We start from the raw sequence: 20,894 nt of genomic DNA, 5'->3' as shown, positions 1-20,894 counted from the left end.
ACCACCCCAACGACGGGCCGGGGAGATGCGGCAGGGTCCGGTACGGCGCCGGCCGCCGCTCACCGGGCCGCTTCCGTCACCACGTGCCGGGCGGTGCCCGCGCGCATGACCTTGTCGACGGTGATGACGGGCAGGACCGTCGCCACGCTGCCGACGACACCGATCCACAGCGTCGGGACCACCCCGAGTGCCTCGCCGAGCCGGCCCGCCGCCAGCGCCGCGAGCGGCATGCCGCCCCACACGACGAAGCGGATCGAGGCGTTCATCCGGCCGAGGAGGTTCCTCGGGCAGAGGGTCTGGCGCAGGCTCACCTGGGTCACGTTGAACAGCAGGGCGCCGGCGGTCATGCCGAACTCGCCGACCAGCAGGACCGCCCCCGCGAGGACCGGGCGGCCGGGGCCGGCCAGGGCCGCGAGGGGGCCCGCCGCGGCGAAGAGTGCGGCGGTGACCAGCCCGAAGGCCATGACGGTGCCCGCCCTGAAACGCCGCCGGGCGGCGGGGGCGAGCGTGGCGCCGAGCACCCCGCCGACCGCGCCGCAGGTCATGATCAGGCCCAGCATGAAGGGGTCGAAGCGGAGGGTCCGCAGCACGAGCAGGGGGATCAGGGTGGCCACCATCGTGGCGAAGAAGTTGGACACCCCCATGGACACCGCGAGGCGCCGGATGACCGGCTGGTCGCGGACGAAACGCAGCCCCTCGGCGATGTCGGCGCGCAGGTGTCCCCTGGTCCGCGGGGCCAGACCGCTCGGCTGCTCGCCGTCCTCGGTGAAGCTCAGGCACAGGAAGCTCGCGAGGTAGGCGAAGGAGTCGACGAGCATCACCACGGGCGCGCTCACGGCCCGCATCAGCAACCCCGCCAGCGCCGGCCCGCCGAGGGCGGAGACCTGGGCTGCGGCCTCCAGCCGGGCGTTGGCGGTGGCGATGTCCTCCTCGGGGACGAGCACCGGGACGTAGGACTGGCAGGCGACGTCGAAGAAGACCGTGACGACCCCGACGGCGATCGCGACGAGGTACAGCGCCTCCATGCGCAGGGCTCCGACGGCCCACAGCAGGGGGACGGCGAGGACGGCCAGGCAGCGCAGGGCGGCTGCCCACATCATGGTCCGGCGTTTGGGCAGCGTGTCCACCCAGGCGCCCGCGGGCAGCCCGATCAGCAGGTAGCACACGGTCGATGCGGCGGTCAGGATGCCGACCTCGGTGCTGCCGGCCCGCAACAGGTCGACGGCCGTCACCGACAGCCCGAGGGTGCCGATGCGGGTGCCGAACTGGGAGAGCGTCTGGCCGAACCAGAAGCGTCTGAAGTTCGCCGAGGACACGGAGTGCGTGCTCGGGGGGCCGGTCTCGGCAGCCCGGCGTCGGCCGGGACGTCGGAGTCGAGGAACCTTCATGGCCGACGCCTCCCGGCGCTCAGGCGTGGTTGACCGGGAGCACGTCCGGGGAGAGGGCGCCGGCGTGGGCCGAGGCCGAGGTCATGCGGCGGCGGTGGTGGCGGCGGCAGAGGACCTCGTAGCCGATCTCCTCCGCCGGACGGTTCACATCACCCACCACGACCTGCGCGCCCTCCACCACCATCGCGCCGCCCACCGTACGGGCGTTGTGGGTGGCACGGGCGCCGCACCAGCACAGGGCCTCGACCTGGAGCTGCTCTATCCGGTCGGCCAGCTCGATCAGGCGCTGGGAGCCGGGGAACAGCTTGGTGCGGAAGTCCGTGGTGATGCCGAAGGCGAAGACGTCCATGTCGAGGTCGTCGACGATGCGGGCCAGCTGGTCGATCTGCTCCGGGGCGAGGAACTGCGCCTCGTCGACGATCACGTAGTCCGCCTTGCCACCCTTGGACAGCTGGTCCACGAGGTACGCGTACAGGTCCATGCCCTCGCCGGCCTCGACCGCCTCCGTGACCAGGCCGAGGCGGGAGGACAGCTTGCCCTCGCCCGCACGGTCGTCACGGGTGAAGATCACGCCCTGCAGACCCCGCGCGGACCGGTTGTGGCCGATCTGGAGCGCCAGCGTACTCTTCCCGCAATCCATCGTGCCGGAGAAAAACACCAGTTCAGGCATGGAGGGAACGGGACCTTTCGGGTCGGGGGAGCAGGAGGGGAACGGCGGCCGGGAGCCGGCGGGTCAGGTGCGGACTTCGAGCAGCGGGACCAACTGCTCGGCCGCGGTCATCGAGCCGTGCATGCCGACGAGAGCCGACTCGTTGGGCTCGTTGACGGACGCGGTGATCGCCACGTCGGCCTGGGCCGCGGCGACCACGTCGCCGATCCGGGCGAGCACGCGCTCGTCGCACTCCCCCGGCGCCCCGAACCAGCCCAGGTCCAGGGCCTCTTGCCGGCTCGCGACCCAGAACCGGTCGCCCAGCACCTCCCGCCACACCGTGAGGACGTCGGCCTCGGCGCCCGGTACGGCGTACACGTGCCGGGCCCGGCCCTCGCCTCCGAGCAGGGCCACGCCCGCGCCCAGCTCCCAGTCCTCGTCGAAGTCGATCCGGGAGTCCTCGTCGAACGGGACGTCCACCATCCCGTGGTCGGCGGTCACGTACAGCGCGGTGCGCGGCGGCAGTTGCCCGGCCAGCCGCTGGACCAGCCGGTCGACGTACATCAACTGGCCGCGCCAGGCGTCGGAGTTCACCCCGTGCCGGTGTCCGGCCCCGTCGAGCTCGCTGTAGTACGTGTACACCAGCGAGCGGTCGCCGGCCGCGAGCCGCTCGGCGGCGAGGTCCATCCGCTCCTCGCCGGTCATCCGGCCGAGGAAGGTGCCGCCGCTCAGTGCGATCTTGGTGAGCGGGGTGGTCTGGAAGGCGGGCGAGGACACCTGGGCGGTGGCCACACCGGCCGCGTCGGCCTGCTGGAAGACGGTCGGGTACGGCTGCCAGGGCGCAGGCGGGGTCCACGGCTGCCAGCGGAGCTGGTTCATCAGCTCGCCGGTGGCGGGGTTGCGGACCGCATAGCCGGGCAGGCCGTGCCGCGAGGGCGCGAGGCCCGTGCCGACCGAGGCCAGGGAGGTCGCGGTGGTCGCCGGGAACCCGGCGGTGAGCGGGCGGCCGGTGCCGCCGCGGGAACTGCCGAGCAGGGAGGTCAGGTAGGGCGCCTCGTCCGGGTGGGCCTTGATCTGCTCCCAGCCCATGCCGTCGACGAGGAACACGCAGTTGCGGTCGGCCGGGGTCAGTTCGGGGATGGCGGCGCTGAATCCGGGGACGCCCTGGCCGGCCACGAGCGTCGGCAGCAGATCGGCGAGCGAGCCGGTTCCGTACTCGGGGAGGGGGGCGGCCGCGGGCTCCAGGAGCTCCGGCTCCTGCCAGTCCTGCGCTGCGGAGTAGGCCATCAGCGGGGGCCGGCGGCGGTCGCCGCCGTCGCCTCGGAGAGCGCCTGCGCGAAGAGGAGGGTCTGGCGGACCGCCTCCGGGCCGTCTCCGGCCTCGCTGACGCGCAGGCTGAGGTCGTCGGCGGTGGAGTTGCCGGTGTAGCCGTGGTCGGAGTCGCAGTTCGGGTCGCCGCAGGCGGCGGGCTCCAGGTCGATGCGGGAGACGGCTCCCCAGCCGATGGTCAGGACGACCTCGCGGGGCAGGGTGCCGGGGGTGTACGACTCGGGGTTGGCGACGACGCGGCTGAGCACCACCGAGGAGATGCTGGCGAGCTTGACCGACTCGGTGGAGGTGGTCGCGTACGGGGACGGGGACCCGGCGTCGGCGGCCTGCTCGTCGGTGTGGCTCACGATGAAGCGGTTGCCGGTCAGGACGAGGACCGTGACGTGCCGGCGGACCTCGTTGGAGTCGAAGGTCGTCTCCTGGTGGACCAGGTACGACGAGATCGGCTCGCCGCCCACCGCGGCCTCCACGGCCTCGGCCACGAGGGCCGGGTAGTAGCCGCTGCGCTCGATCGCCGTGCGCAGCCCCTGGGTCGTCGTACCGGATTTCGCCATGGGGTCCATCCTAAGGCCCTGGGCGGGCGCCCCGGCCGCCCTCAGTAACTGGGGAGTATCCGGGGACCGAGGTCGGTGCGGGCAGGGGGGTGGGCGATGCGCACGGTGGCGCTGAGGACGGAGAGCCCCTCGATCGCGACGACGACCGGTTCCAGGGTCACCCCGACGACCTCCGGGTGATCGTCCACGAGCCGGGACAGGCGCAGGAGGAGTTCCTCCAGGGCCGGGGTGTCCACGGGCTCACTGCCGCGCCAGCCGAAGAGGAGGGGAGCGGTCCGGATGGACCGGATCAGCCCGGCGGCGTCCCGGTCCGTGGCCGGGACGAGCCGGTGGGCGGTGTCGCCGAGCAGCTCGGAGGCGACCCCGGCGAGCCCGAAGGAGAGGACGGCGCCCGCGGCCGGGTCGATGACGGACCGCACGACGGTGTCGACCCCGCGGGGCACCATGGCCTGGACGACGGGGAGCAGCTCGGCGGGCGTGCCGAGCAGGTCGGTCAGTTCGTCGTACGAGCGGCGCAGCTCGGCCTCGGTCGTCAGGTCCAGGCGTACGCCGCCCAGGTCGGCGCGGTGGCGCAGGTGCGGGGCGGTGGTCTTGAGCGCGACGGGGTAGCCGAGGGTCTCGGCGGCCCGTACCGCGGCGTCGGCGGTGGGTGCGGGCAGGGTGGGCAGCACCCGGATCCCGTAGCGCGCGAGCAGCTCGGCGGCGTCGGCCTCGCCGAGGGTGAGCACGCCGGAGTCGGCCCCGGGCCCGGTGGCGGGCTCGGAACCGGGCTCGGTACGGGCGCCGCTGTCCGCGCCGACGCCGGCGAGCAGCCCGGCGAGCTGGGCCGCGGCTCCGGCCTCGTCGATGTCCTCGTACGCGGGCACCTGGCCGGCGTGGGCGTTGGCCCGCCGCCACTGCCCGTAGCGCACGGCTTCGGCCACGGCCCGTACGGCCCGCTCGGCCGCGGGGTAGGCCGGCAGGCGCACCGCATCCGCCGCGGCGCGGGGCTGAGGCGCCGTTTCGGGCCGGGGGTCCGGGGTGCCGGCTTTGGCCGCCGCCGGGGTGGCGGCTTCCGGGGCGGGCGGGGTGGCGGCGAAGCCCCCGGCCGGGGACAGGGCGTCCGCGAGGTCGGCGAGTTCCACGTGGACCACCGCCACCGGCTTCCCGGGGTGCTCGGCCACCGCTTCACGCAGCGCACCGGCCAGGTCGTCCACCAGGGGGCGCTCGCTGACCGACGGGATCGCCGTGACGATGACCGCGTCGTTGGTGTCCGAGGACAGCGCGGCGGACAGCGCCGCGCGGAACTCGGCCGGGCCGGCCGCCGTCGTCAGGTCCAGCGGGGTACCCGGCCGCAGCCCCTGCGTGAGGCAGGCGTCGTAGGTGAGGACGCCGAGCGACTCGGAGTTGCCGAGGATGGCCACGCGCGGCCCGTCCGGCAGCGGCTGCGAGGCCAGCAGCAGTCCGACGTCCACGAGCTCGGTCACCGTGTCGACCCGGATCACGCCCGCCTGCCGCAGCAGCGCCGAGACGGTGGTCTCCGCCAGCCCGGTCCCGGGCACCACGTGCCCCGCCGGGGTGTGGCGGCCCCCCTTGGCGACGACCACGGGCTTCACGGCCGCCGTCCGGCGGGCGAGGCGCGTGAACTTCCGCGGGTTGCCCAGCGTTTCGAGGTACATCAGCGCCACGTCGGTGGCCTCGTCGTCGTACCAGAACTGGAGGATGTCGTTGCCGGAGACGTCCGCCCGGTTGCCCGCCGAGACGAACGACGAGAGACCCTCACCACGCCGGAGCAGCGCCGACAGCAGCGAGATGCCGATCGCCCCGGACTGGGTGAACAGCCCGATCCGGCCGCGCAGGGGCGCCGGAGCCGGGGCCAGCGAGGCGTTGAGCTCCACCTCCGGCGCGGTGTTGATCACACCGAACGCATTGGGGCCGATCAGCCGCATCCCGTACGAGCGCACCTGGCGCACCAGTTCGCGCTGCCGGTCGAGTCCGGCCGGACCGCTCTCGCCGTACCCGGCGGACAGCACCACCAGCCCCTGCACCCCGTGCTCCCCGCAGGCCGCCACGGCCTCCGGCACCCGCTCCGCGGGGACCGCGATCACGGCGAGGTCGACCGGGGCGTCGACCTCGGCGAGTGCCCGGTAGGCCCGCACGCCCTCCAGCAGGTCGGTGGTGACGGCCTCGTTCACGGCGTAGAGGTGGCCGTGGAAGCCGCTGTCCCGGAGGTTGCGCAGCGCCGCCGCGCCCATGCCGCCGCCGGAGCGGCTGACTCCGATCACCGCCACCGAGCCGGGGGTCAGCAGCCGCTGGACCGAGCGCGCCTCGGCGCGCTGTTCGCGGGCCCGCTGCACGGCGAGGGACTCCGCGGTGGGTTCGAGGTCGAGGGTGAGGCGGACGGAGCCGTCCTCGAAGCTGCGCTTCTGCTCATAGCCCGCGTCCGTGAACACCTTGATCATCTTGGTGTTGGCGGGCAGCACCTCGGCGGCGAACCGGCGGATGCCCCGCTCCCGGGCCACCGCGCCGATGTGTTCGAGGAGCGCCGAGGCGACCCCGCGGCCCTGGTGTGCGTCCTGGACGAGGAAGGCGACCTCGGCCTCGTCGGCGGGCAGGGAGGCGGGCCGGCCGTCGGGGCCGATGCGGTCGTAGCGGACGGTGCCGATGAACTCCTCGCCGACGGTCGCCGCGAGGCCGACCCGGTCCACGTAGTCGTGGTGCGTGAAGCGGTGGACGTCGCGGTCGGAGAGCCGGGGGTAGGGCGCGAAGAACCGGTAGTACTTCGACTCGTCGGAGACCTGCTCGTAGAAGCTGACCAGCCGGGCGGCGTCCTCGGTGGTGATGGGCCTGATCCGGGCGGTGCCGCCGTCGCGCAGGACGACGTCGGCCTCCCAGTGGGCCGGGTACGAAGGGTCCGACGCGGTGGTCATGCGGTGATCCTAAGGCCAGTGCCGGCCCGACGGCTCCTGCGCGGCACATGAGGCAAGCCATGGCAAATCGGTGCAAGCTGGGGAGCATCAAACGGCGGACGAAGGGGACCGAAGGTCGGTCGGAGCACTCGGGACGTCGTGAGAGACTGGTCTAGACAACCCGCCAGAACCTGAAGGGCATCACCATGGCAGAGCGCCGCGTCAACGTCGGCTGGGCCGAGGGCCTGCACGCTCGTCCCGCCTCGATCTTCGTCCGCGCGACGACCGCTTCCGGGGTCCCGGTGACCATCGCGAAGGCCGACGGGAACCCCGTCAACGCCGCGTCCATGCTCGCGGTGCTGGGCCTGGGCGCCCAGGGTGGCGAGGAGATCGTCCTCGCGTCCGAGGCCGAGGGTGCCGAGGCGGCCCTGGACCGCCTCGCCAAGCTGGTCGCCGAGGGCCTTGAGGAACTCCCCGAGACGGTCTGATCCCCGGCCCTTCGGGTTCCAGTCCGCGCGCGGCGAAGCCGCGGCCACCGGAATTGCGGTGGCCGCGGCTTCGCCGTATTCCCCCGGGGAAAATGCACGCTCCCGCGGGCGCATGCATTTCCGTCCCCCGTATTCATGTCACGCGCATTTCCGTCGCGAGCGTTTCCGTCGCGCGTGCACTCGCCCTTTGTATACGGGCTTTGTTAATGGTGACCGCTTGCCGTGTTTACGACAGGTTGCGAAGTCCTCACCCGCAGCCGGTGCGCCCCCGCCGCCCGCTCGGCGTGGACCGCCGTCAGCGCCCGGGCCCGCTCGGCGTCCCCGCGCGCGACCGCGTCCACGATCGCCCCGTGCTCCGCCCAGGACTCCACCGGCCGCGCGGGCGCCTGGACGGCGTACATCCAGGCGATCTTGTGCCGCATCTGGATGAGCAGCGCGATCAGCCCCGGGCTGCCCGAGGCCTGGGCCAGCGTCTCGTGGAACCAGCCGCCCAGGGCCCGCAGATCCTCCCCCTGACCCCGCCTGGCCCGCTCCTGCCCCAGCCGCACCAGGCCGCGCAGCACCTTGAGATGGGCCTCCGTGCGCCGGCGGGCCGCCCGGGCGGCCGCCAGCGGCTCCAGCAGCATCCGTACCTCCAGCAGGTCGGCGGCCTCCTGCTCGGTCGGCTCGGCGACGCACGCGCCCGCGTGCCGCCGGGTGGTGACGAAGCCCTCCGACTCCAGGGTGCGCAGCGCTTCGCGGACGGGGACCCGGGAGACCCCGTACCGGCGGGCGAGGACCTCCTCAGTCAGTCTGCCGCCCGGTTCGAACACCCCGGAGACGATGTCGTCGCGGATCGCTGTGCATACCGTGTGCGCAGGAATACGCAAGACCGGACCTCCGCCTATTTCCGACTGCCGACGTCATTTCGCGCGGCTTCGTGGGCCACACCGCGACTCTATTGCAACACGCGATATTTTCCGAGCATGGGAAGAAATTCCCCCGATATTTACGGCCACAACGCGAAGACCCCGGCTCGGTGAGCCGGGGTCTTCGAAAGGGTGTGGTGCGCGGCGGGCGGGCGTCGCGGGCCCGGCCCGTCCGTCAGACGTCGACGCCGTGCTGGCGCAGGTAGGCGACCGGGTCGATGTCCGAACCGTACTTGGCGCCGGTGCGGGCCTCGAAGTGCAGGTGCGGACCGCTGGAGTTGCCGGTGGAGCCCGACAGGCCGATCTGCTGGCCCGGGGTGACCTGCTCGCCGACGGAGACGTTCAGCGAGGACATGTGGCCGTACTGGGTGTACGTGCCGTCGTTGTGCTTGATGACGACGTTGTTGCCGTAGGCGCCGCCCCAGCCGGCCTCGACCACGGTGCCGAAGCCCACCGCGTGCACCGAGGTGCCGGACGCCGCGTGGAAGTCGATGCCGGTGTGGCTGCCGGAGGACCACATGCCGCCGCCCGCGTGGTACTGGGTGCTGACGTACGAGTCGTCGAGCGGGGAGACGAAGGTGTTGAGGCGCTTGCGCTCCTCCTCGCGGGCCGCGCGCTCCGCGGCCTCGCGCTCCGCCTTGGCCTTCTCCTCGGCCTTCTGCTTGGCCTCGGCGGCGCGGGCCTTGGCGTCGGCCTCGGCCTTCGCCTTGGCGGCGGCGGCATCGGCCGCGTTCTGCTGCGCCTCGGCCTGGGCCTCGATCTCGCCCGCGAGGTCCTCGGCGGTGACCACGGCGTTCAGGCCGGTGTCCTCCATCGAGGGAGCCTTGTCCGAGGCGGCGAACGCCGGTCCGGCCAGGGAGCCCACGACACCGGTGGTGGCGAGGGCGGCGATGCCGGCGTAACCGGCGGTCTTGCGGCTCAGACGGCTGGAACCACGGTGCTTACCGGCGGCACGACTGCCAAACGCCATGAAGGGGCTGATCCTTTCCTTCCCTCTCGCCTACCGGGTTAGCTGACGGGTTCGGAGCAGGAAGGTCTCCTACGGGCCCCCTCTGACGAGGCGGTCCGATTCACCCCAGGGACGCATGTGGGTCCCCGGCTCCCCAGGCTCGCGCCTGACGGGGACTCGGCGATCGCTGCCCGGTGCCGCGGGTGCGGCGCGTACAACTGACGGACAGCACGCCCGACGCTAGGCGGATCATCAGTCAATCGCCAAACAGACGCGCTCTTTTGTTGCGTACGCCACAGCCCATACGAGCCCGCTCTCCTCGAAACAGACAAAAAGGGCTCCGGCGGACAAGCCCGCCGGAGCCCTGGAAGCGCCGGTCAGTTGCCGACGACGGTCACCTCGCCGATCCCGAGGGCCCGCACCGGCTCCTCGATCTGCGCGGCGTCACCGACCAGCACCGTGACCAGGCGGTCCACCGGGAAGGCCGCCAGGACCGCCGAAGTCGCCTCCACCGTGCCGGTTTCGGCCAGCTGGGCGTACAACTGCGCCTGGTAGTCGTCCGGAAGCTCCTGCTCGACCTGGTCGGCCAGGGTGCCCGCGACGGCGGCCGCCGTCTCGAACTTCAGCGGGGCCACCCCCACCAAGTTCTGTACGGCCACGTCCCGTTCGGCATCGGTGAGGCCGCCCTCGGCGAGGGTGCGCAGCACCTTCCAGAGGTCGTCCAGCGCGGGGCCGGTGTTGGGCGTGTCCACCGAGCCGCTGATGGCGAGCATCGAGGCGCCCTTGCCGTCGGCGGTGGAGCGCAGCACCTGCCCGAAGGCGCGCACGCCGTAGGTGTAGCCCTTCTCCTCGCGCAGCACCTTGTCCAGGCGCGAGGTGAGGGTGCCGCCCAGGCAGTACGTGCCGAGCACCTGCGCCGCCCAGACCCGGTCGTGGCGGTCCGGCCCGATCCGGCCGATGAGCAGCTGCGTCTGGACCGCGCCGGGCCGGTCCACGATGATCACGCGGCCGGTGTCGTCGGCGGTCACCGGCGGCACCGGGTGCGGGGCCGCGGTGTTGCCGGTCCAGGCGCCCAGCGTGTCGGCGAGGACGGCGTCCAGGTCGATGCCGGTCAGGTCGCCGACGACCACCGCGGTGGCGGTGGCGGGGCGTACGTGCGCCTCGTAGAAGGCGCGTACGGCCGCGGAGTCGATCCGGGCGACCGTCTCCTCGGTGCCCTGGCGGGGCCGCGACATCCGCAGCGAGGCCGGGAAGAGCTGCCGGGACAGCTCCTTGGCGGCCCGGCGCTGCGGGTTGGCCAGCTCGTGCGGGATCTCGTCGAGCCGGTTGCGCACCAGCCGGTCGACCTCGCTGTCGGCGAAGGCGGGCGCGCGCAGGGCATCGGCGACCAGCCCGAGCGCCTTCGGCAGCCGGGAGGCCGGGACTTCCAGCGAGAGCCGCACGCCGGGGTGGTCGGCATGGGCGTCGAGCGTGGCGCCGCAGCGCTCCAGCTCGGCCGCGAACTCCTCGGCGGAGTGCTTGTCGGTGCCCTCGGACAGCGCCCGGGCCATGATGGTCGCCACGCCGTCCAGGCCCTGCGGCTCGGCGTCCAGCGGGGCGGCGAGGTTGACCTCGACGGCGATCACCTTCTGGCCGGGCCGGTGGCAGCGCAGCACCGTCAGGCCGCTGGGCAGCGCACCGCGCTCGGGTGCCGGGAAGGCCCACGGCTTGGGCTGCCCGGCCTGCGGCTGCGGGTGGAAGGTCATCGTGACGGCTGCGGTGTCGCTCACTGCTCCGCCCCCTCGTTCTCGGTCTCGGTCTCGGTCGCCGCGGAGCCGTCGGCCTCGCCGGCCGCGAGCGGCTCGTACACCAGCACCGCGCGGTTGTCGGGGCGCAGTCGGGCCGCGGCCACGGCCTGCACCTCCTCGGGGGTGATGTCGAGGACGCGCTGGACGGCGGTCAGGGCGAGCTGCGGGTCGCCGAACAGCACCGCGAAGCGGCACAGTTCGTCGGCGCGGCCGGCCACCGTGCTCAGCCGGTCCAGCCACTCCCGCTCCAGCTGCGCCTGGGCGCGCTCCATCTCCTCGGCCGTCGGGCCCTCGGCGGCGAACCGCGCGAGCTCCTCGTCGACGGCCGCCTCGATCGCGGGTACCTCGACGCCGCTGGAGGTCTTCACGTCCAGCCAGCCCAGCGAGGGGGCGCCGGAGAGCCGCAGCATGCCGAAGCCCGCCGCGACGGCGCTCTGGTCGCGGCGTACCAGGCGGTTGTGCAGCCGGGAGGACTCCCCGCCGCCGAGGATGGTCAGCGCGACGTCCGCGGCGTCGCACTCGCGGGTGCCGTCGTGCGGGAGCCGGTAGGCGGCCATCAGCGCGCGGGCCGGGACCTCCTCGGTGATCTCCTCCCGCAGCTCGCGGCCCATGATCTCGGGCAGCGTGCCGTCGCGCGGCGGCTGCTTGCCGTCGTGGCCGGGGATGGTGCCGAAGTACTTCTCGATCCAGGCGAGCGTCTGCTCGGGGTCGATGTCGCCGACCACCGACAGCACCGCGTTGTTGGGCGCGTAGTACGTACGGAAGAAGCTCCGGGCGTCCTCCAGGGAGGCCGCGTCCAGGTCCGCCATCGAGCCGATCGGCGTGTGGTGGTAGGGGTGGCCCTCGGGGTAGGCGAGGGCGGTCAGCTTCTCGAAGGCCGTTCCGTACGGGACGTTGTCGTACCGCTGCCGGCGTTCGTTCTTGACCACGTCGCGCTGGTTCTCCATGGACTCCTCGTCCAGGGCGGCCAGCAGCGAGCCCATCCGGTCCGCCTCCAGCCAGAGCGCGAGCTCCAGCTGGTGGGCCGGCATGGTCTCGAAGTAGTTGGTGCGCTCGAAGCTGGTCGTGCCGTTCAGGGAACCGCCGGCCCCCTGGATCAGCTCGAAGTGCCCGTTGCCCGGTACGCTCGCCGAGCCCTGGAACATCAGGTGCTCGAAGAGGTGAGCCAGACCGGTCCGCCCCTTGACTTCGTGGCGCGAGCCGACGTCGTACCAGAGGCAGACTGCGGCGACCGGGGTCAGGTGATCCTCGGAGAGCACCACGCGCAGGCCGTTGGCCAGCCGGTGCTCGGTCGCTGCCAGGCCGCCGGAGCCGGCCTGGGCGGTGGCCGTGTGACCCATGGGCATGTGGTCCCTTCGATCGCGATGCAGAGATTTCTGTCTGACCTGCCACTGTATGCAAGCGCGTCGGCGGCCGGAGAAGTTCCCGGGGTCACTCCCCCGGCACTCCGTCCGGGGGCACCCCCGGGGTCGGAGTGGGCGTTGTCCGTGCCTCGGGCCACAATGGTCCGCGTCAACCCCTGTCACACACCCGTACACCGTCATTCTTGGTTAAGGAGCCGCGCAGCGATGGCCCGCCGCAGCACGAAGACCCCGCCGCCGGAGGAGTTCGAGGAGAAGATCCTCGACATCGACGTCGTCGACGAAATGCAGGGCTCCTTCCTTGAGTACGCGTACTCGGTGATCTACTCCCGGGCCCTGCCCGACGCCCGGGACGGCATGAAGCCGGTGCACCGCCGCATCGTGTACCAGATGAACGAGATGGGCCTGCGCCCCGACCGCGGCTACGTGAAGTGCGCCCGCGTCGTCGGCGAGGTGATGGGCAAGCTGCACCCGCACGGCGACGCGTCGATCTACGACGCCCTCGTGCGCATGGCCCAGCCCTTCTCCATGCGGCTCCCGCTGGTCGACGGGCACGGCAACTTCGGCTCGCTCGGCAACGACGACCCGCCGGCCGCCATGCGCTACACCGAGTGCAAGATGGCGGACGCCACGTCACTGATGACGGAGTCGATCGACGAGGACACCGTCGACTTCGCCGCCAACTACGACGGCCAGGAGCGGGAGCCGGTCGCCCTGCCCGCGGCCTACCCGAACCTGCTGGTCAACGGCGCGTCCGGGATCGCGGTGGGCATGGCCACCAACATGCCCCCGCACAACCTGGGCGAGGTCATCGCGGCCGCCCGGCACCTGATCCGCTACCCGCACGCGGACCTGGAAGCGCTGATGCGCTTCGTGCCGGGTCCCGACCTGCCCACCGGCGGCCGGATCGTGGGCCTCGCGGGGATCAAGGACGCCTACGAGAACGGCCGGGGCACCTTCAAGATCCGCGCGACGGTTTCCGTGGAGAACGTGACGGCCCGCCGCAAGGGCCTCGTCGTCACGGAACTGCCCTTCACGGTCGGTCCCGAGAAGGTCATCGCGAAGATCAAGGACCTGGTCGGCTCGAAGAAGCTCCAGGGCATCGCCGACGTCAAGGACCTGACCGACCGCTCGCACGGCCTGCGCCTGGTCATCGAGATCAAGAACGGCTTCCACCCTGAGGCCGTGCTGGAGCAGCTCTACAAGCTGACGCCGATGGAGGAGTCCTTCGGCATCAACAACGTGGCGCTGGTCGACGGCCAGCCGCTGACGCTCGGCCTCAAGGAGCTGCTGGAGGTCTACCTCGACCACCGCTTCGAGGTCGTGCGCCGGCGCAGCGAGTTCCGCCGCGGCAAGCGGCGCGACCGGCTGCACCTGGTCGAGGGGCTCCTGGTGGCCCTGCTCGACATCGACGAGGTCATCCGGATCATCCGTGACAGCGACAACTCGGCGCAGGCGAAGGAGCGGCTCATCGAGCACTTCTCGCTCAGCGAGATCCAGACCCAGTACATCCTGGACACCCCGCTGCGCCGGCTCACCCGCTTCGACCGGATCGAGCTGGAGTCCGAGCGCGACCGGCTGACCGGCGAGATCGACGAGCTGACCGGGATCCTGGAGTCCGACACGGAGCTGCGCAAGCTGGTCTCCACCGAACTGGCCGCGGTGGCGAAGAAGTTCGGCACCGAGCGCCGTACGGTCCTGCTGGAGTCGGCGGGCACGGCGGTCGGCGCGGTGCCGCTGGAGGTCGCGGACGACCCGTGCCGGGTGCTGCTGTCCTCGACGGGCCTGCTGGCGCGCACCGTGACCGGCGAACCGCTGCCCGAGGAGGACGGGCCCCGCGCCAAGCACGACCTGATCGTCTCGCAGGTGGCGGCGACCGCCCGGGCCGATGTCGGCGTGGTCACCTCCTACGGGCGGCTGCTGCGGCTGTCCGTGATCGACCTGCCGCAGCTGCCGGACACCCACAGCGCGCCGAACCTGGCGGGGGGCGCCCCCGTCTCCGAGTTCCTCTCCGGGCTGGAGGCGGACGAGAAGGTGGTCTGCCTGACCTCGCTCGACGAGTCCTCGCAGGGCCTGGCGCTCGGCACCGAACAAGGGGTGGTCAAGCGGGTCGTGCCGGACTACCCGGCGAACAAGGACGAGCTGGAGGTCATCACCCTCAAGGAGGGCGACCGGATCGTCGGCGCGGTCGAGCTGCGCACCGGTGAGGAGGACCTCGTCTTCATCACGGACGACGCACAGCTGCTGCGCTACCCGGCGGCGCAGGTGCGCCCGCAGGGCCGCCCGGCGGGGGGTATGGCCGGCATCAAGCTCTCCGAGAACGCCAAGGTGATCCACTTCTCGGCGGTGGACCCGGCCCGGGACGCACTGGTGTTCACGGTGGCGGGCTCGCACGGGACGCTGGACGACTCCATGCTCTCCGGCAAGCTCACCCCGTTCGACCAGTACCCGCGCAAGGGCCGGGCCACGGGCGGCGTGCGCTGCCAGCGCTTCCTGAAGGGCGAGGACCTGCTGGTGCTGGCCTGGACGGGCAATGCGCCTGTCCGCGCGGCGTCGGCGAACGGAAGCCCGGCCGAGCTGCCGGCCGTGGACCCGCGCCGCGACGGTTCGGGCGCCGCGCTGCCCGGCGCCGTCGCCGCTCTGGCGGGGGGCGCGCTGTAGGACGTACGGCGGCATTCGGGTGGTGCGACCCGGGGGACGTACCACCCGAATGCCGACTACTGTTTTCCCCCTGGGTGTTGGTGGGGGGAGTACACAGCTGATGAGTCGTCGGTCGGGCGGATTGATCGGGGACTGGGCCGAGGCCCAGCGCCGGCAGCAGCAGACCCTGCTGATCCAGCAGCGGGAGGCCGAGCGCCGGCAGCGGGCCCATGAGCGGGACGCGGCCCGCAGCCACCGGCAGCACCGCGAGGCCGAGGCCCGGCGGCGGACGGAGCAGCTGGACGCCGAGGTCGCGGCCCTGCAGGGACTGCTGGTCACGGGCTGCCGGGCACCGGCGTTCCGCATGGCGTCCCTGATCCGGCCCGAGCAGCTGGAGCCGTTCAACCCCGGGGCGCTGGCGCAACCGGTGCCGCTGCCCCGTATCGAGCAGTTCCAGCAGCAGAGCAGCGGCTGGACCCTCGGCTCGAACCACCGGGCCCAGGCGGAGCGGGAAGCCCACGCCCGGTACACCGAGGCCTGGCATGCCGCCGGCGCCGCGGAGGCGCAGCGCCGGCAGCAGCTGGAGGCGTACCGCCGGCAGTACGACCGGTGGGCGGCGGAGCAGCTCGCCGGGATACGGGCGCACAACAGCGGGCTCGGCGAGCTGGCCGACGCCTTGCGCGCGGGCGACGCCGAGGCGGCGGTGGAGTACTTCTCGGCAGCCCTGTACGCCTCGACGGCCTGGCCCGAGGCGCTGCCGCGGCAGGTGGCGGCCGCGTACGACCCGGCGGCGCGCCAACTCGTGCTCGACTGGGAGCTGCCCGGCTTCGCGGTGGTGCCGGAGGCCAGGTCGGTGCAGTACCTGCCGAGCACGGACCAGGACAGGGTGAAGCCCCGCCCGGTCACGGAACGGCGGGCGCTGTACCGGGACCTGCTGGCGCAGTGCATGCTGCTCGTGGTGCGCGAGCTGTACGCGGCGGACGAGTTCGCCATGCTGGACTCGGTCGTGGTCAACGGCTTCGTGGACTGCCCCGATCCGGTGACGGGACAGGAGGCGCAGTTCGTGCTCGCCACCGTCCCGGCGGCGCGCACGGCCTTCGCGGGGCTGCGGCTGGAGCAGGTCAGCGCGGTCGACTGTCTGGTCGAGGGGCTCGGCGGGCAGCTGTCCGCGCGCCCCGACCAGCTGACCGCGGTACGCCCCGGGCGCAGGCCCGACGAGGTCGGCGGAGAGGTCGTCAGCCACGGCGGGCAGGCGAGCGGCGGGGAGGAGGAGCCGGACCTCTTCGCCATGGATCCGATCGCCTTCGAGAACCTGGTCGCCGAGCTCTTCCGGGCCATGGGCATGGAGGCGGTGACCACGCAGCGGTCCGGTGACGGCGGGGTGGACGTGGAGGCGCTGGACCCGGCCCCGATCCGGGGCGGGCGGATCGTGGTGCAGGTCAAGCGCTACCGGAACACGGTGCCACCGACGGCCGTGCGCGATCTGTACGGCACGGTCCAGGACAAGGGGGCCAACAAGGGCGTGCTGGTCACCACGGCGTCCTTCGGACCGGGGTCGTACACCTTTGCCAACGGCAAGCCGCTGGAGTTAGTTCCCGGGACCGAACTCGTGGATCTGCTCCACCGGTACGGACTGCGCGGCCGGCTGGGCGGTGGCGCCGCGGCACGCAGCACTCCCGCGCCGGCCCCGGCCCCGGCTGCAGCCGAGCACAACGTGCTGGGGATGTCATGGTCGGGCTCCGTCGCGCTGGACGTGTGCGCGCTCGTCTGCGAGGGCGGCCGGGTGCTGAGCGAGGACCACTTCGTCTTCTTCAACAACCCGCGGACACCGGACGGTTCGGTCCGCACCCGTCCGCACACCGCACCCGACAAGGCGGCCCTGGAGGTCGCCTTCGACGCCCTGCCGCAGCCCGCCGACCGGCTCGTCCTCGTCGCCGCGATCGACCCGGAGGCCGATCCGCACGCCGACCTGGCGGGCTTCACCGACGCCGGCATCCGCCTCCTGTCGGCCTCAGGCGAGGAACTCGGCCGCCTGGACGTCTCCGACGGCCGCCCGGGCGAAACCGCCCTGGTCCTCGGCTCCTTCCGGCGCCGCGCCAACGGCGACTGGGACTTCGTGATCGGCGGCAAGGGCTACCGCGGCGGCCTGGAGGACCTCCTGCGCGAGTACGGCGTCGAGGTCGCCTAGAACTCCGCGGGATCTCCCGCGCCCAAGAGGTCCTCGGGGTCGGCGACCACGTCGGACCGGTCCTCGGCCCGGTCCTCGGCGCCGTCCTCCGGCTCCGGCGGCCGGGCGACGTAGCGCAGGATGCCCCACATGCTCTCCGGCGGAGCGTGCTGCGGCGCCGGTTCGCGGCAGGCCTCCAGCTCGCGCAGGAGCGCGGGGCCGTCGGTGCCGGAGCCGATCAGGACCAGCCGGCTCCGGCGGGACTCGTTTCCGGCCCAGGGGCCCGGAGCGAAGCGGAGGAAGCGGCCGACCGCGTGGACCTCGTAGCGCTCCTCGTGGCCGGGTACGCCGAAGTAGACGAAGCCCTTGACCCGGTACAGCCCGGCCGGGCGGCTGTCCAGGAAGTCGATGAACCGGCGGGGGCTCAGGGCCTGCTCCGAGTGGAACTCCGTGCTCTCGTACTCGGTGTGGGCGTGCCCGGTGTGGTCCTCCTCGTCCGCGGCCTGCGACAGCAGGTCCTCGAAGGACAGCTGGCCCCGGGTCTCGGTCCACGGGCGCCGGTCGAAGAGCAGTTCCGGGTCGATCCTGCCGTGATCGGCGGTGACCAGGGGCGTGCCGGGGGACAGTGCGGCCAGCTCGGCCTCGATGCGGGCCCGCTCGGCCGCGTCCACCCGGTCGGTCTTGTTCAGGACCACCAGGTCGGCCACGGCGAGGTGGCGGTCGGTCTCGGGGTGTTTCGCCCGCGTGGCGTCGAACTCCGCCGCGTCCACGACCTCCACCAGCCCGCCGTACCGGATCGCGGGGTTCTCGCTGGCGACCAGCATCCGGATCAGTTCCTGGGGTTCGGCCAGGCCGCTGGCCTCGATGATGATCACATCGATCCGGTGTGCGGGCGCGGAGAGCTTCTCCAGGTAGGCGTCGAGCTCGCTGCCGTCGACCGCACAGCACAGGCAGCCGCCGCCCAGCGAGACCATCGAGTCGCCGACCTGTCCGGCCACCGACATCGCGTCGACCTCGATCGATCCGAAGTCGTTGACGACGACACCGATCCGGGTGCCTCCGCGGTTGCCGAGGAGGTGGTTGAGCAGGGTCGTCTTGCCGGATCCCAGGAATCCGGCAAGGACGACGACGGGAATGGGCTGGACGGACGGGACGCTCGGGACGGGCTGCCTGCTGTTCACCCCGCCGATCGTAGTCAGCCGAGCGGCGGGACGGGCTGCGGCGGGGTCGGGCCGGTGTAACGGGCGGCCGGACGGATGATTTTCGAATCGGCGGCCTGTTCGAGGACGTTCGCGCTCCAGCCCACCACGCGGGCCGCGCAGAAGGTCGGGGTGAACATCTCGCGCGGCAGCCCGCACAGCTCCATGACCACCCCCGCGTAGAACTCCACGTTCGTGTGGAGCTCACGGCCCGGCTTGAGCTCGGCGAGGATCTCCTCGACCTGCCGCTCCACCTCGACGGCGAAGTCCACGAGCGGGCCGCCGAAGCCGAGGGCGATCTCGCGCAGCATCCGGGAGCGCGGGTCCTCGGTGCGGTACACGGGGTGTCCGAAGCCCATGATCCGGTCGCCGGCCAGCACGCGCTCGCGGATCCACGGCGCGATGCGGTCGGCCGTGCCGATCGCATCCAGCGTGTCCAGGGCCCGGCTGGGGGCGCCTCCGTGCAGGGGCCCGGACAGCGCCCCGATCGCCCCGGTCAGACAGGCCGCCACGTCGGCTCCGGTGGAGGCGATCACGCGGGCGGTGAAGGTGGAGGCGTTGAAGCCGTGGTCGACGGTGGAGATCAGGTACTGCTCGACGGCCCGCGCCCTGACCGGGTCGGGCTCCTGCCCGGTCAACATGTAGAGGTAGTTGGCGGCGTAGGGGAGGTCCGCGCGCGGCTCGACCGGTTCCAGGCCCTGCCCCAGGCGGTGGAGCGCGGTGAGCAGGGTCGGTACGGCGGCACAGGCGGCCAGCGCGTCCGCGGCGCGGCGCGCGGGATCGATGTCGTACACGGGCCGGAAGCCGGCGGAGGCGCCGAGCAGCGAGAGCGCGGTGCGCAGCCCGGCGAGGGGACCCGAGAGCGCGGTGGCCCGGGCGAGCGCGGGCAGGGCGTCACGGACCTCGGCGGGCAGCCGGCGCAGCGGGGCGATCTCCGCGGCGAAGGCCGCCTGCTCGGCTGCGTCGGCGGGCAGGGCGCCCCGGAACATCAGGTGCCACACGTCCTCGAAGCTGCGACCCGCGGCGAGCTCGACGGCCGAGTACTGACGGTAGTGGTAGAAGCCTTCGCGGCCGCGGACGTCTCCGAGCTCGGTCTCGGTGACCACGACTCCGGCGAGGCCGCGGGGTACATCGACGGTGGTGTTCATGGATTGACCATCCATGCTTGACTCGATACTTGTCAATATTGATTGAATCAATATGTATAGGGTGGTGGTCATGAACGAGCACTCGGCCCGGGCGGACGATCAGGCAGCGGGCGGGCGGCGGCTCACCACCCAGGAAGCGGCGGAGCTGCTCGGGGTGAAACCGGCCACCGTCTACGCGTACGTCAGCCGCGGTCAGCTGACGAGCCGCCGTGACGCGGTCGGCAGGGGCAGCACCTTCGACGCACACGAGGTGGAGGCACTGGCCCGGCGCAGCCGGCGTGAGGCGGCCGTCCCCGCCGGGGAGCTCTCCGTACGCACCGCGCTCACCGCCATCGAGTCCGACCGGTACTACTTCCGCGGAGTGGATGCGGTGGAGCTGGCCACCGCCTTCCGCTACGAGGAGGTCGCCGAGTGGCTCTGGACCGGGACCGTGCAGCGGGGAGCCCGCTTCACCGCTCCGCCGGAGCTGCTGGCCGCGGCCCGGCGCGCGGTGGCCGCGCTTGCGGACCACAGCGGTCCGATCGACCGGCTCCGGGTGGCGGTGGCCGCGGCGGCGGTCGTCGATCCGCTGCGTTTCGACCTGTCGGAGCAGGCCGTACTGGCTTCCGCGCGCTGCCTGATCCCCACGCTGGTCGGCGCCCTGCCCGAGGCCGCCCCGGCGCAGTGGCGCGGTGACGGCAGGCTGGCCCGACAGCTGTGGTCCCGGCTGACGGCGCAGGAACCGGACCCGGACGCCCTGGCCGTCCTGGACCTGGCACTGGCGCTGCTCGTCGACCACGACCTGGCGGCTTCCACCCTGGCCGTACGGGTGGCCGCCTCGGCGCGGGCCCACCCGTACGCCGCGGTGTCGGCGGGCCTCGGCGCGCTCGAAGGGCCCCTGCATGGAGCGGCGGGCCGGCTCGCCCACCGGATGCTGGCGGAGGTCCTCGAACGCGGCGGGGCCGCTCCGGTCGTGGCGGAGTACCTGCGGGCGGGCCGACGGCTGCCCGGCTTCGGCCACCGGCTGTACAAGCGGGAGGACCCGCGGGCCACTGCCCTCTTCGCCCGGCTCGAAGGGCTCCCCCAGGCCGCGCCGGCGCTGGCAGCGGCCCGGGAGGTGGCCGCGGTGGCGGCCCGGGACGGGCGCGGGCTGCACGCCAATGTGGACCTGGCGCTGGCGGTGCTCACCACGGCCTGCGGCATGCGGGCCGAGGCGGGCGAGACGGTGTTCGCGGTGGCCCGCACGGCAGGCTGGATCGCACACGCCCTGGAGGAGTACCAGGAGCGCCCCCTCCGCATGCGCCCCACCGGCCACTACACGGGCCCCCGCCCCCCTCGGCCCCTCCCCTGACCCGCCCGCCCGGCCGGCCGCTAGGAGAAGCCCGCCGATCGCCAGGAGCCATCCGTTGGTGCTGTCGGCGCCGGTGTGGGCGAGGGAGCCTTCGGGCGTGGCGTCAGGT

At 72.8% G+C, this 20,894-nt stretch carries 15 protein-coding genes and 1 riboswitch; of the genes, 4 read left to right on the top strand and 11 right to left on the bottom strand.

Annotated features, from left to right (window positions below; all coding sequences use genetic code 11):
• Positions 1 to 59: 59 nt before the first annotated feature.
• From ABZ128_RS14520 to ABZ128_RS14500, 5 genes are all read right to left on the bottom strand, one after another.
• The gene (locus ABZ128_RS14520) at positions 60 to 1,316 is read right to left on the bottom strand and encodes an MFS transporter (protein WP_356848464.1); all 1,257 of its coding nucleotides are present in this window, start codon (positions 1,314 to 1,316) and stop codon (positions 60 to 62) included.
• Between the two features lie 91 nt (positions 1,317 to 1,407).
• Positions 1,408 to 2,058 carry a thymidine kinase gene (locus ABZ128_RS14515; protein ID WP_356848462.1) on the bottom strand — a complete coding sequence of 217 codons (651 nt, stop codon included), beginning with the start codon at positions 2,056 to 2,058 and terminating at the stop codon, positions 1,408 to 1,410.
• 63 nt (positions 2,059 to 2,121) lie between these two features.
• Positions 2,122 to 3,324, bottom strand: coding sequence for a nucleotide pyrophosphatase/phosphodiesterase family protein (locus ABZ128_RS14510; RefSeq protein ID WP_356848461.1), 1,203 nt, complete (start codon positions 3,322 to 3,324; stop codon positions 2,122 to 2,124).
• The gene (locus ABZ128_RS14505; protein ID WP_356848460.1) at positions 3,324 to 3,920 is read right to left on the bottom strand and encodes a DUF5998 family protein; all 597 of its coding nucleotides are present in this window, start codon (positions 3,918 to 3,920) and stop codon (positions 3,324 to 3,326) included. The genes ABZ128_RS14510 and ABZ128_RS14505 overlap by 1 nt, the downstream gene beginning before the upstream one ends.
• Positions 3,921 to 3,961: 41 nt before the next feature.
• The gene (locus ABZ128_RS14500) at positions 3,962 to 6,829 is read right to left on the bottom strand and encodes a GNAT family N-acetyltransferase (protein ID WP_356848458.1); all 2,868 of its coding nucleotides are present in this window, start codon (positions 6,827 to 6,829) and stop codon (positions 3,962 to 3,964) included.
• A 185-nt stretch (positions 6,830 to 7,014) separates the two neighbouring features.
• Between ABZ128_RS14500 and ABZ128_RS14495 the strand changes: the two genes are divergently transcribed.
• The gene (locus ABZ128_RS14495; protein ID WP_356848456.1) at positions 7,015 to 7,296 is read left to right on the top strand and encodes an HPr family phosphocarrier protein; all 282 of its coding nucleotides are present in this window, start codon (positions 7,015 to 7,017) and stop codon (positions 7,294 to 7,296) included.
• Between the two features lie 203 nt (positions 7,297 to 7,499).
• Here the strand turns inward: ABZ128_RS14495 and ABZ128_RS14490 are convergent, their stop codons facing one another.
• The 4 genes from ABZ128_RS14490 to ABZ128_RS14475 all read right to left on the bottom strand — a co-directional run bounded on the left by ABZ128_RS14490 (position 7,500) and on the right by ABZ128_RS14475 (position 12,286).
• Complete coding sequence (locus ABZ128_RS14490) at positions 7,500 to 8,165, bottom strand: GntR family transcriptional regulator (protein ID WP_356848454.1); 666 nt, start codon at positions 8,163 to 8,165, stop codon at positions 7,500 to 7,502.
• Between the two features lie 214 nt (positions 8,166 to 8,379).
• Entirely contained in the window at positions 8,380 to 9,174 is a 795-nt protein-coding gene (locus ABZ128_RS14485) for a M23 family metallopeptidase (RefSeq protein WP_356848452.1), read from the bottom strand.
• A 12-nt stretch (positions 9,175 to 9,186) separates the two neighbouring features.
• A riboswitch (cyclic di-AMP (ydaO/yuaA leader) is annotated at positions 9,187 to 9,346 on the bottom strand.
• Between the two features lie 184 nt (positions 9,347 to 9,530).
• Complete coding sequence (locus ABZ128_RS14480; protein WP_356848575.1) at positions 9,531 to 10,898, bottom strand: pitrilysin family protein; 1,368 nt, start codon at positions 10,896 to 10,898, stop codon at positions 9,531 to 9,533.
• Between the two features lie 20 nt (positions 10,899 to 10,918).
• Positions 10,919 to 12,286, bottom strand: coding sequence for a pitrilysin family protein (locus ABZ128_RS14475; protein WP_356848450.1), 1,368 nt, complete (start codon positions 12,284 to 12,286; stop codon positions 10,919 to 10,921).
• A 222-nt stretch (positions 12,287 to 12,508) separates the two neighbouring features.
• Here ABZ128_RS14475 and ABZ128_RS14470 point away from each other — a divergent pair, with 222 nt between their 5' ends.
• On the top strand, positions 12,509 to 14,962 hold the full coding sequence (locus ABZ128_RS14470) for a DNA topoisomerase IV subunit A (RefSeq protein WP_356848449.1): 2,454 nt from the start codon (positions 12,509 to 12,511) through the stop codon (positions 14,960 to 14,962).
• A gap of 100 nt (positions 14,963 to 15,062) precedes the next feature.
• The gene (locus ABZ128_RS14465) at positions 15,063 to 17,129 is read left to right on the top strand and encodes a restriction endonuclease (RefSeq protein ID WP_356848447.1); all 2,067 of its coding nucleotides are present in this window, start codon (positions 15,063 to 15,065) and stop codon (positions 17,127 to 17,129) included.
• On the opposite strand, the gene ABZ128_RS14460 is transcribed toward ABZ128_RS14465, so the two are convergent.
• Together ABZ128_RS14460 and ABZ128_RS14455 are read right to left on the bottom strand one after the other, a co-directional pair.
• Entirely contained in the window at positions 17,126 to 18,289 is a 1,164-nt protein-coding gene (locus ABZ128_RS14460) for a GTP-binding protein (RefSeq protein ID WP_356848446.1), read from the bottom strand. The two genes, ABZ128_RS14465 and ABZ128_RS14460, sit on opposite strands and share 4 nt — an antisense overlap.
• Before the next feature lie 14 nt (positions 18,290 to 18,303).
• Positions 18,304 to 19,455, bottom strand: a complete 1,152-nt coding sequence (locus ABZ128_RS14455; RefSeq protein WP_356848444.1) for a citrate synthase — start codon at positions 19,453 to 19,455, stop codon at positions 18,304 to 18,306.
• A 70-nt stretch (positions 19,456 to 19,525) separates the two neighbouring features.
• Between ABZ128_RS14455 and ABZ128_RS14450 the strand changes: the two genes are divergently transcribed.
• Complete coding sequence (locus ABZ128_RS14450) at positions 19,526 to 20,785, top strand: citrate synthase (protein ID WP_356848443.1); 1,260 nt, start codon at positions 19,526 to 19,528, stop codon at positions 20,783 to 20,785.
• Positions 20,786 to 20,894 lie beyond the last annotated feature (109 nt).

Origin of the sequence: Streptomyces sp. NPDC006326 (genome assembly GCF_040612915.1) — a bacterium.
Taxonomy (GTDB): domain Bacteria; phylum Actinomycetota; class Actinomycetes; order Streptomycetales; family Streptomycetaceae; genus Streptomyces.
Note: the sequence above shows the minus strand (reverse complement) of the source record. Positions and strands in the feature narration are given on the sequence as shown.

What these genes read in the sequence shown, in the direction of transcription:
- ABZ128_RS14510 (WP_356848461.1), bottom strand. Translation starts at nt 3,324, where the DNA reads ATGGCCTACTCCGCAGCGCAGGACTGGCAGGAGCCGGAGCTCCTGGAG.
- ABZ128_RS14495 (WP_356848456.1), top strand. Translation starts at nt 7,015, where the DNA reads ATGGCAGAGCGCCGCGTCAACGTCGGCTGGGCCGAGGGCCTGCACGCT.
- ABZ128_RS14485 (WP_356848452.1), bottom strand. Translation starts at nt 9,174, where the DNA reads ATGGCGTTTGGCAGTCGTGCCGCCGGTAAGCACCGTGGTTCCAGCCGT.
- ABZ128_RS14505 (WP_356848460.1), bottom strand. Translation starts at nt 3,920, where the DNA reads ATGGCGAAATCCGGTACGACGACCCAGGGGCTGCGCACGGCGATCGAG.
- ABZ128_RS14475 (WP_356848450.1), bottom strand. Translation starts at nt 12,286, where the DNA reads ATGCCCATGGGTCACACGGCCACCGCCCAGGCCGGCTCCGGCGGCCTG.
- ABZ128_RS14480 (WP_356848575.1), bottom strand. Translation starts at nt 10,898, where the DNA reads ATGACCTTCCACCCGCAGCCGCAGGCCGGGCAGCCCAAGCCGTGGGCC.
- ABZ128_RS14515 (WP_356848462.1), bottom strand. Translation starts at nt 2,058, where the DNA reads ATGCCTGAACTGGTGTTTTTCTCCGGCACGATGGATTGCGGGAAGAGT.
- ABZ128_RS14470 (WP_356848449.1), top strand. Translation starts at nt 12,509, where the DNA reads ATGGCCCGCCGCAGCACGAAGACCCCGCCGCCGGAGGAGTTCGAGGAG.
- ABZ128_RS14450 (WP_356848443.1), top strand. Translation starts at nt 19,526, where the DNA reads ATGAACGAGCACTCGGCCCGGGCGGACGATCAGGCAGCGGGCGGGCGG.
- ABZ128_RS14500 (WP_356848458.1), bottom strand. Translation starts at nt 6,829, where the DNA reads ATGACCACCGCGTCGGACCCTTCGTACCCGGCCCACTGGGAGGCCGAC.
- ABZ128_RS14465 (WP_356848447.1), top strand. Translation starts at nt 15,063, where the DNA reads ATGAGTCGTCGGTCGGGCGGATTGATCGGGGACTGGGCCGAGGCCCAG.
- ABZ128_RS14455 (WP_356848444.1), bottom strand. Translation starts at nt 19,455, where the DNA reads ATGAACACCACCGTCGATGTACCCCGCGGCCTCGCCGGAGTCGTGGTC.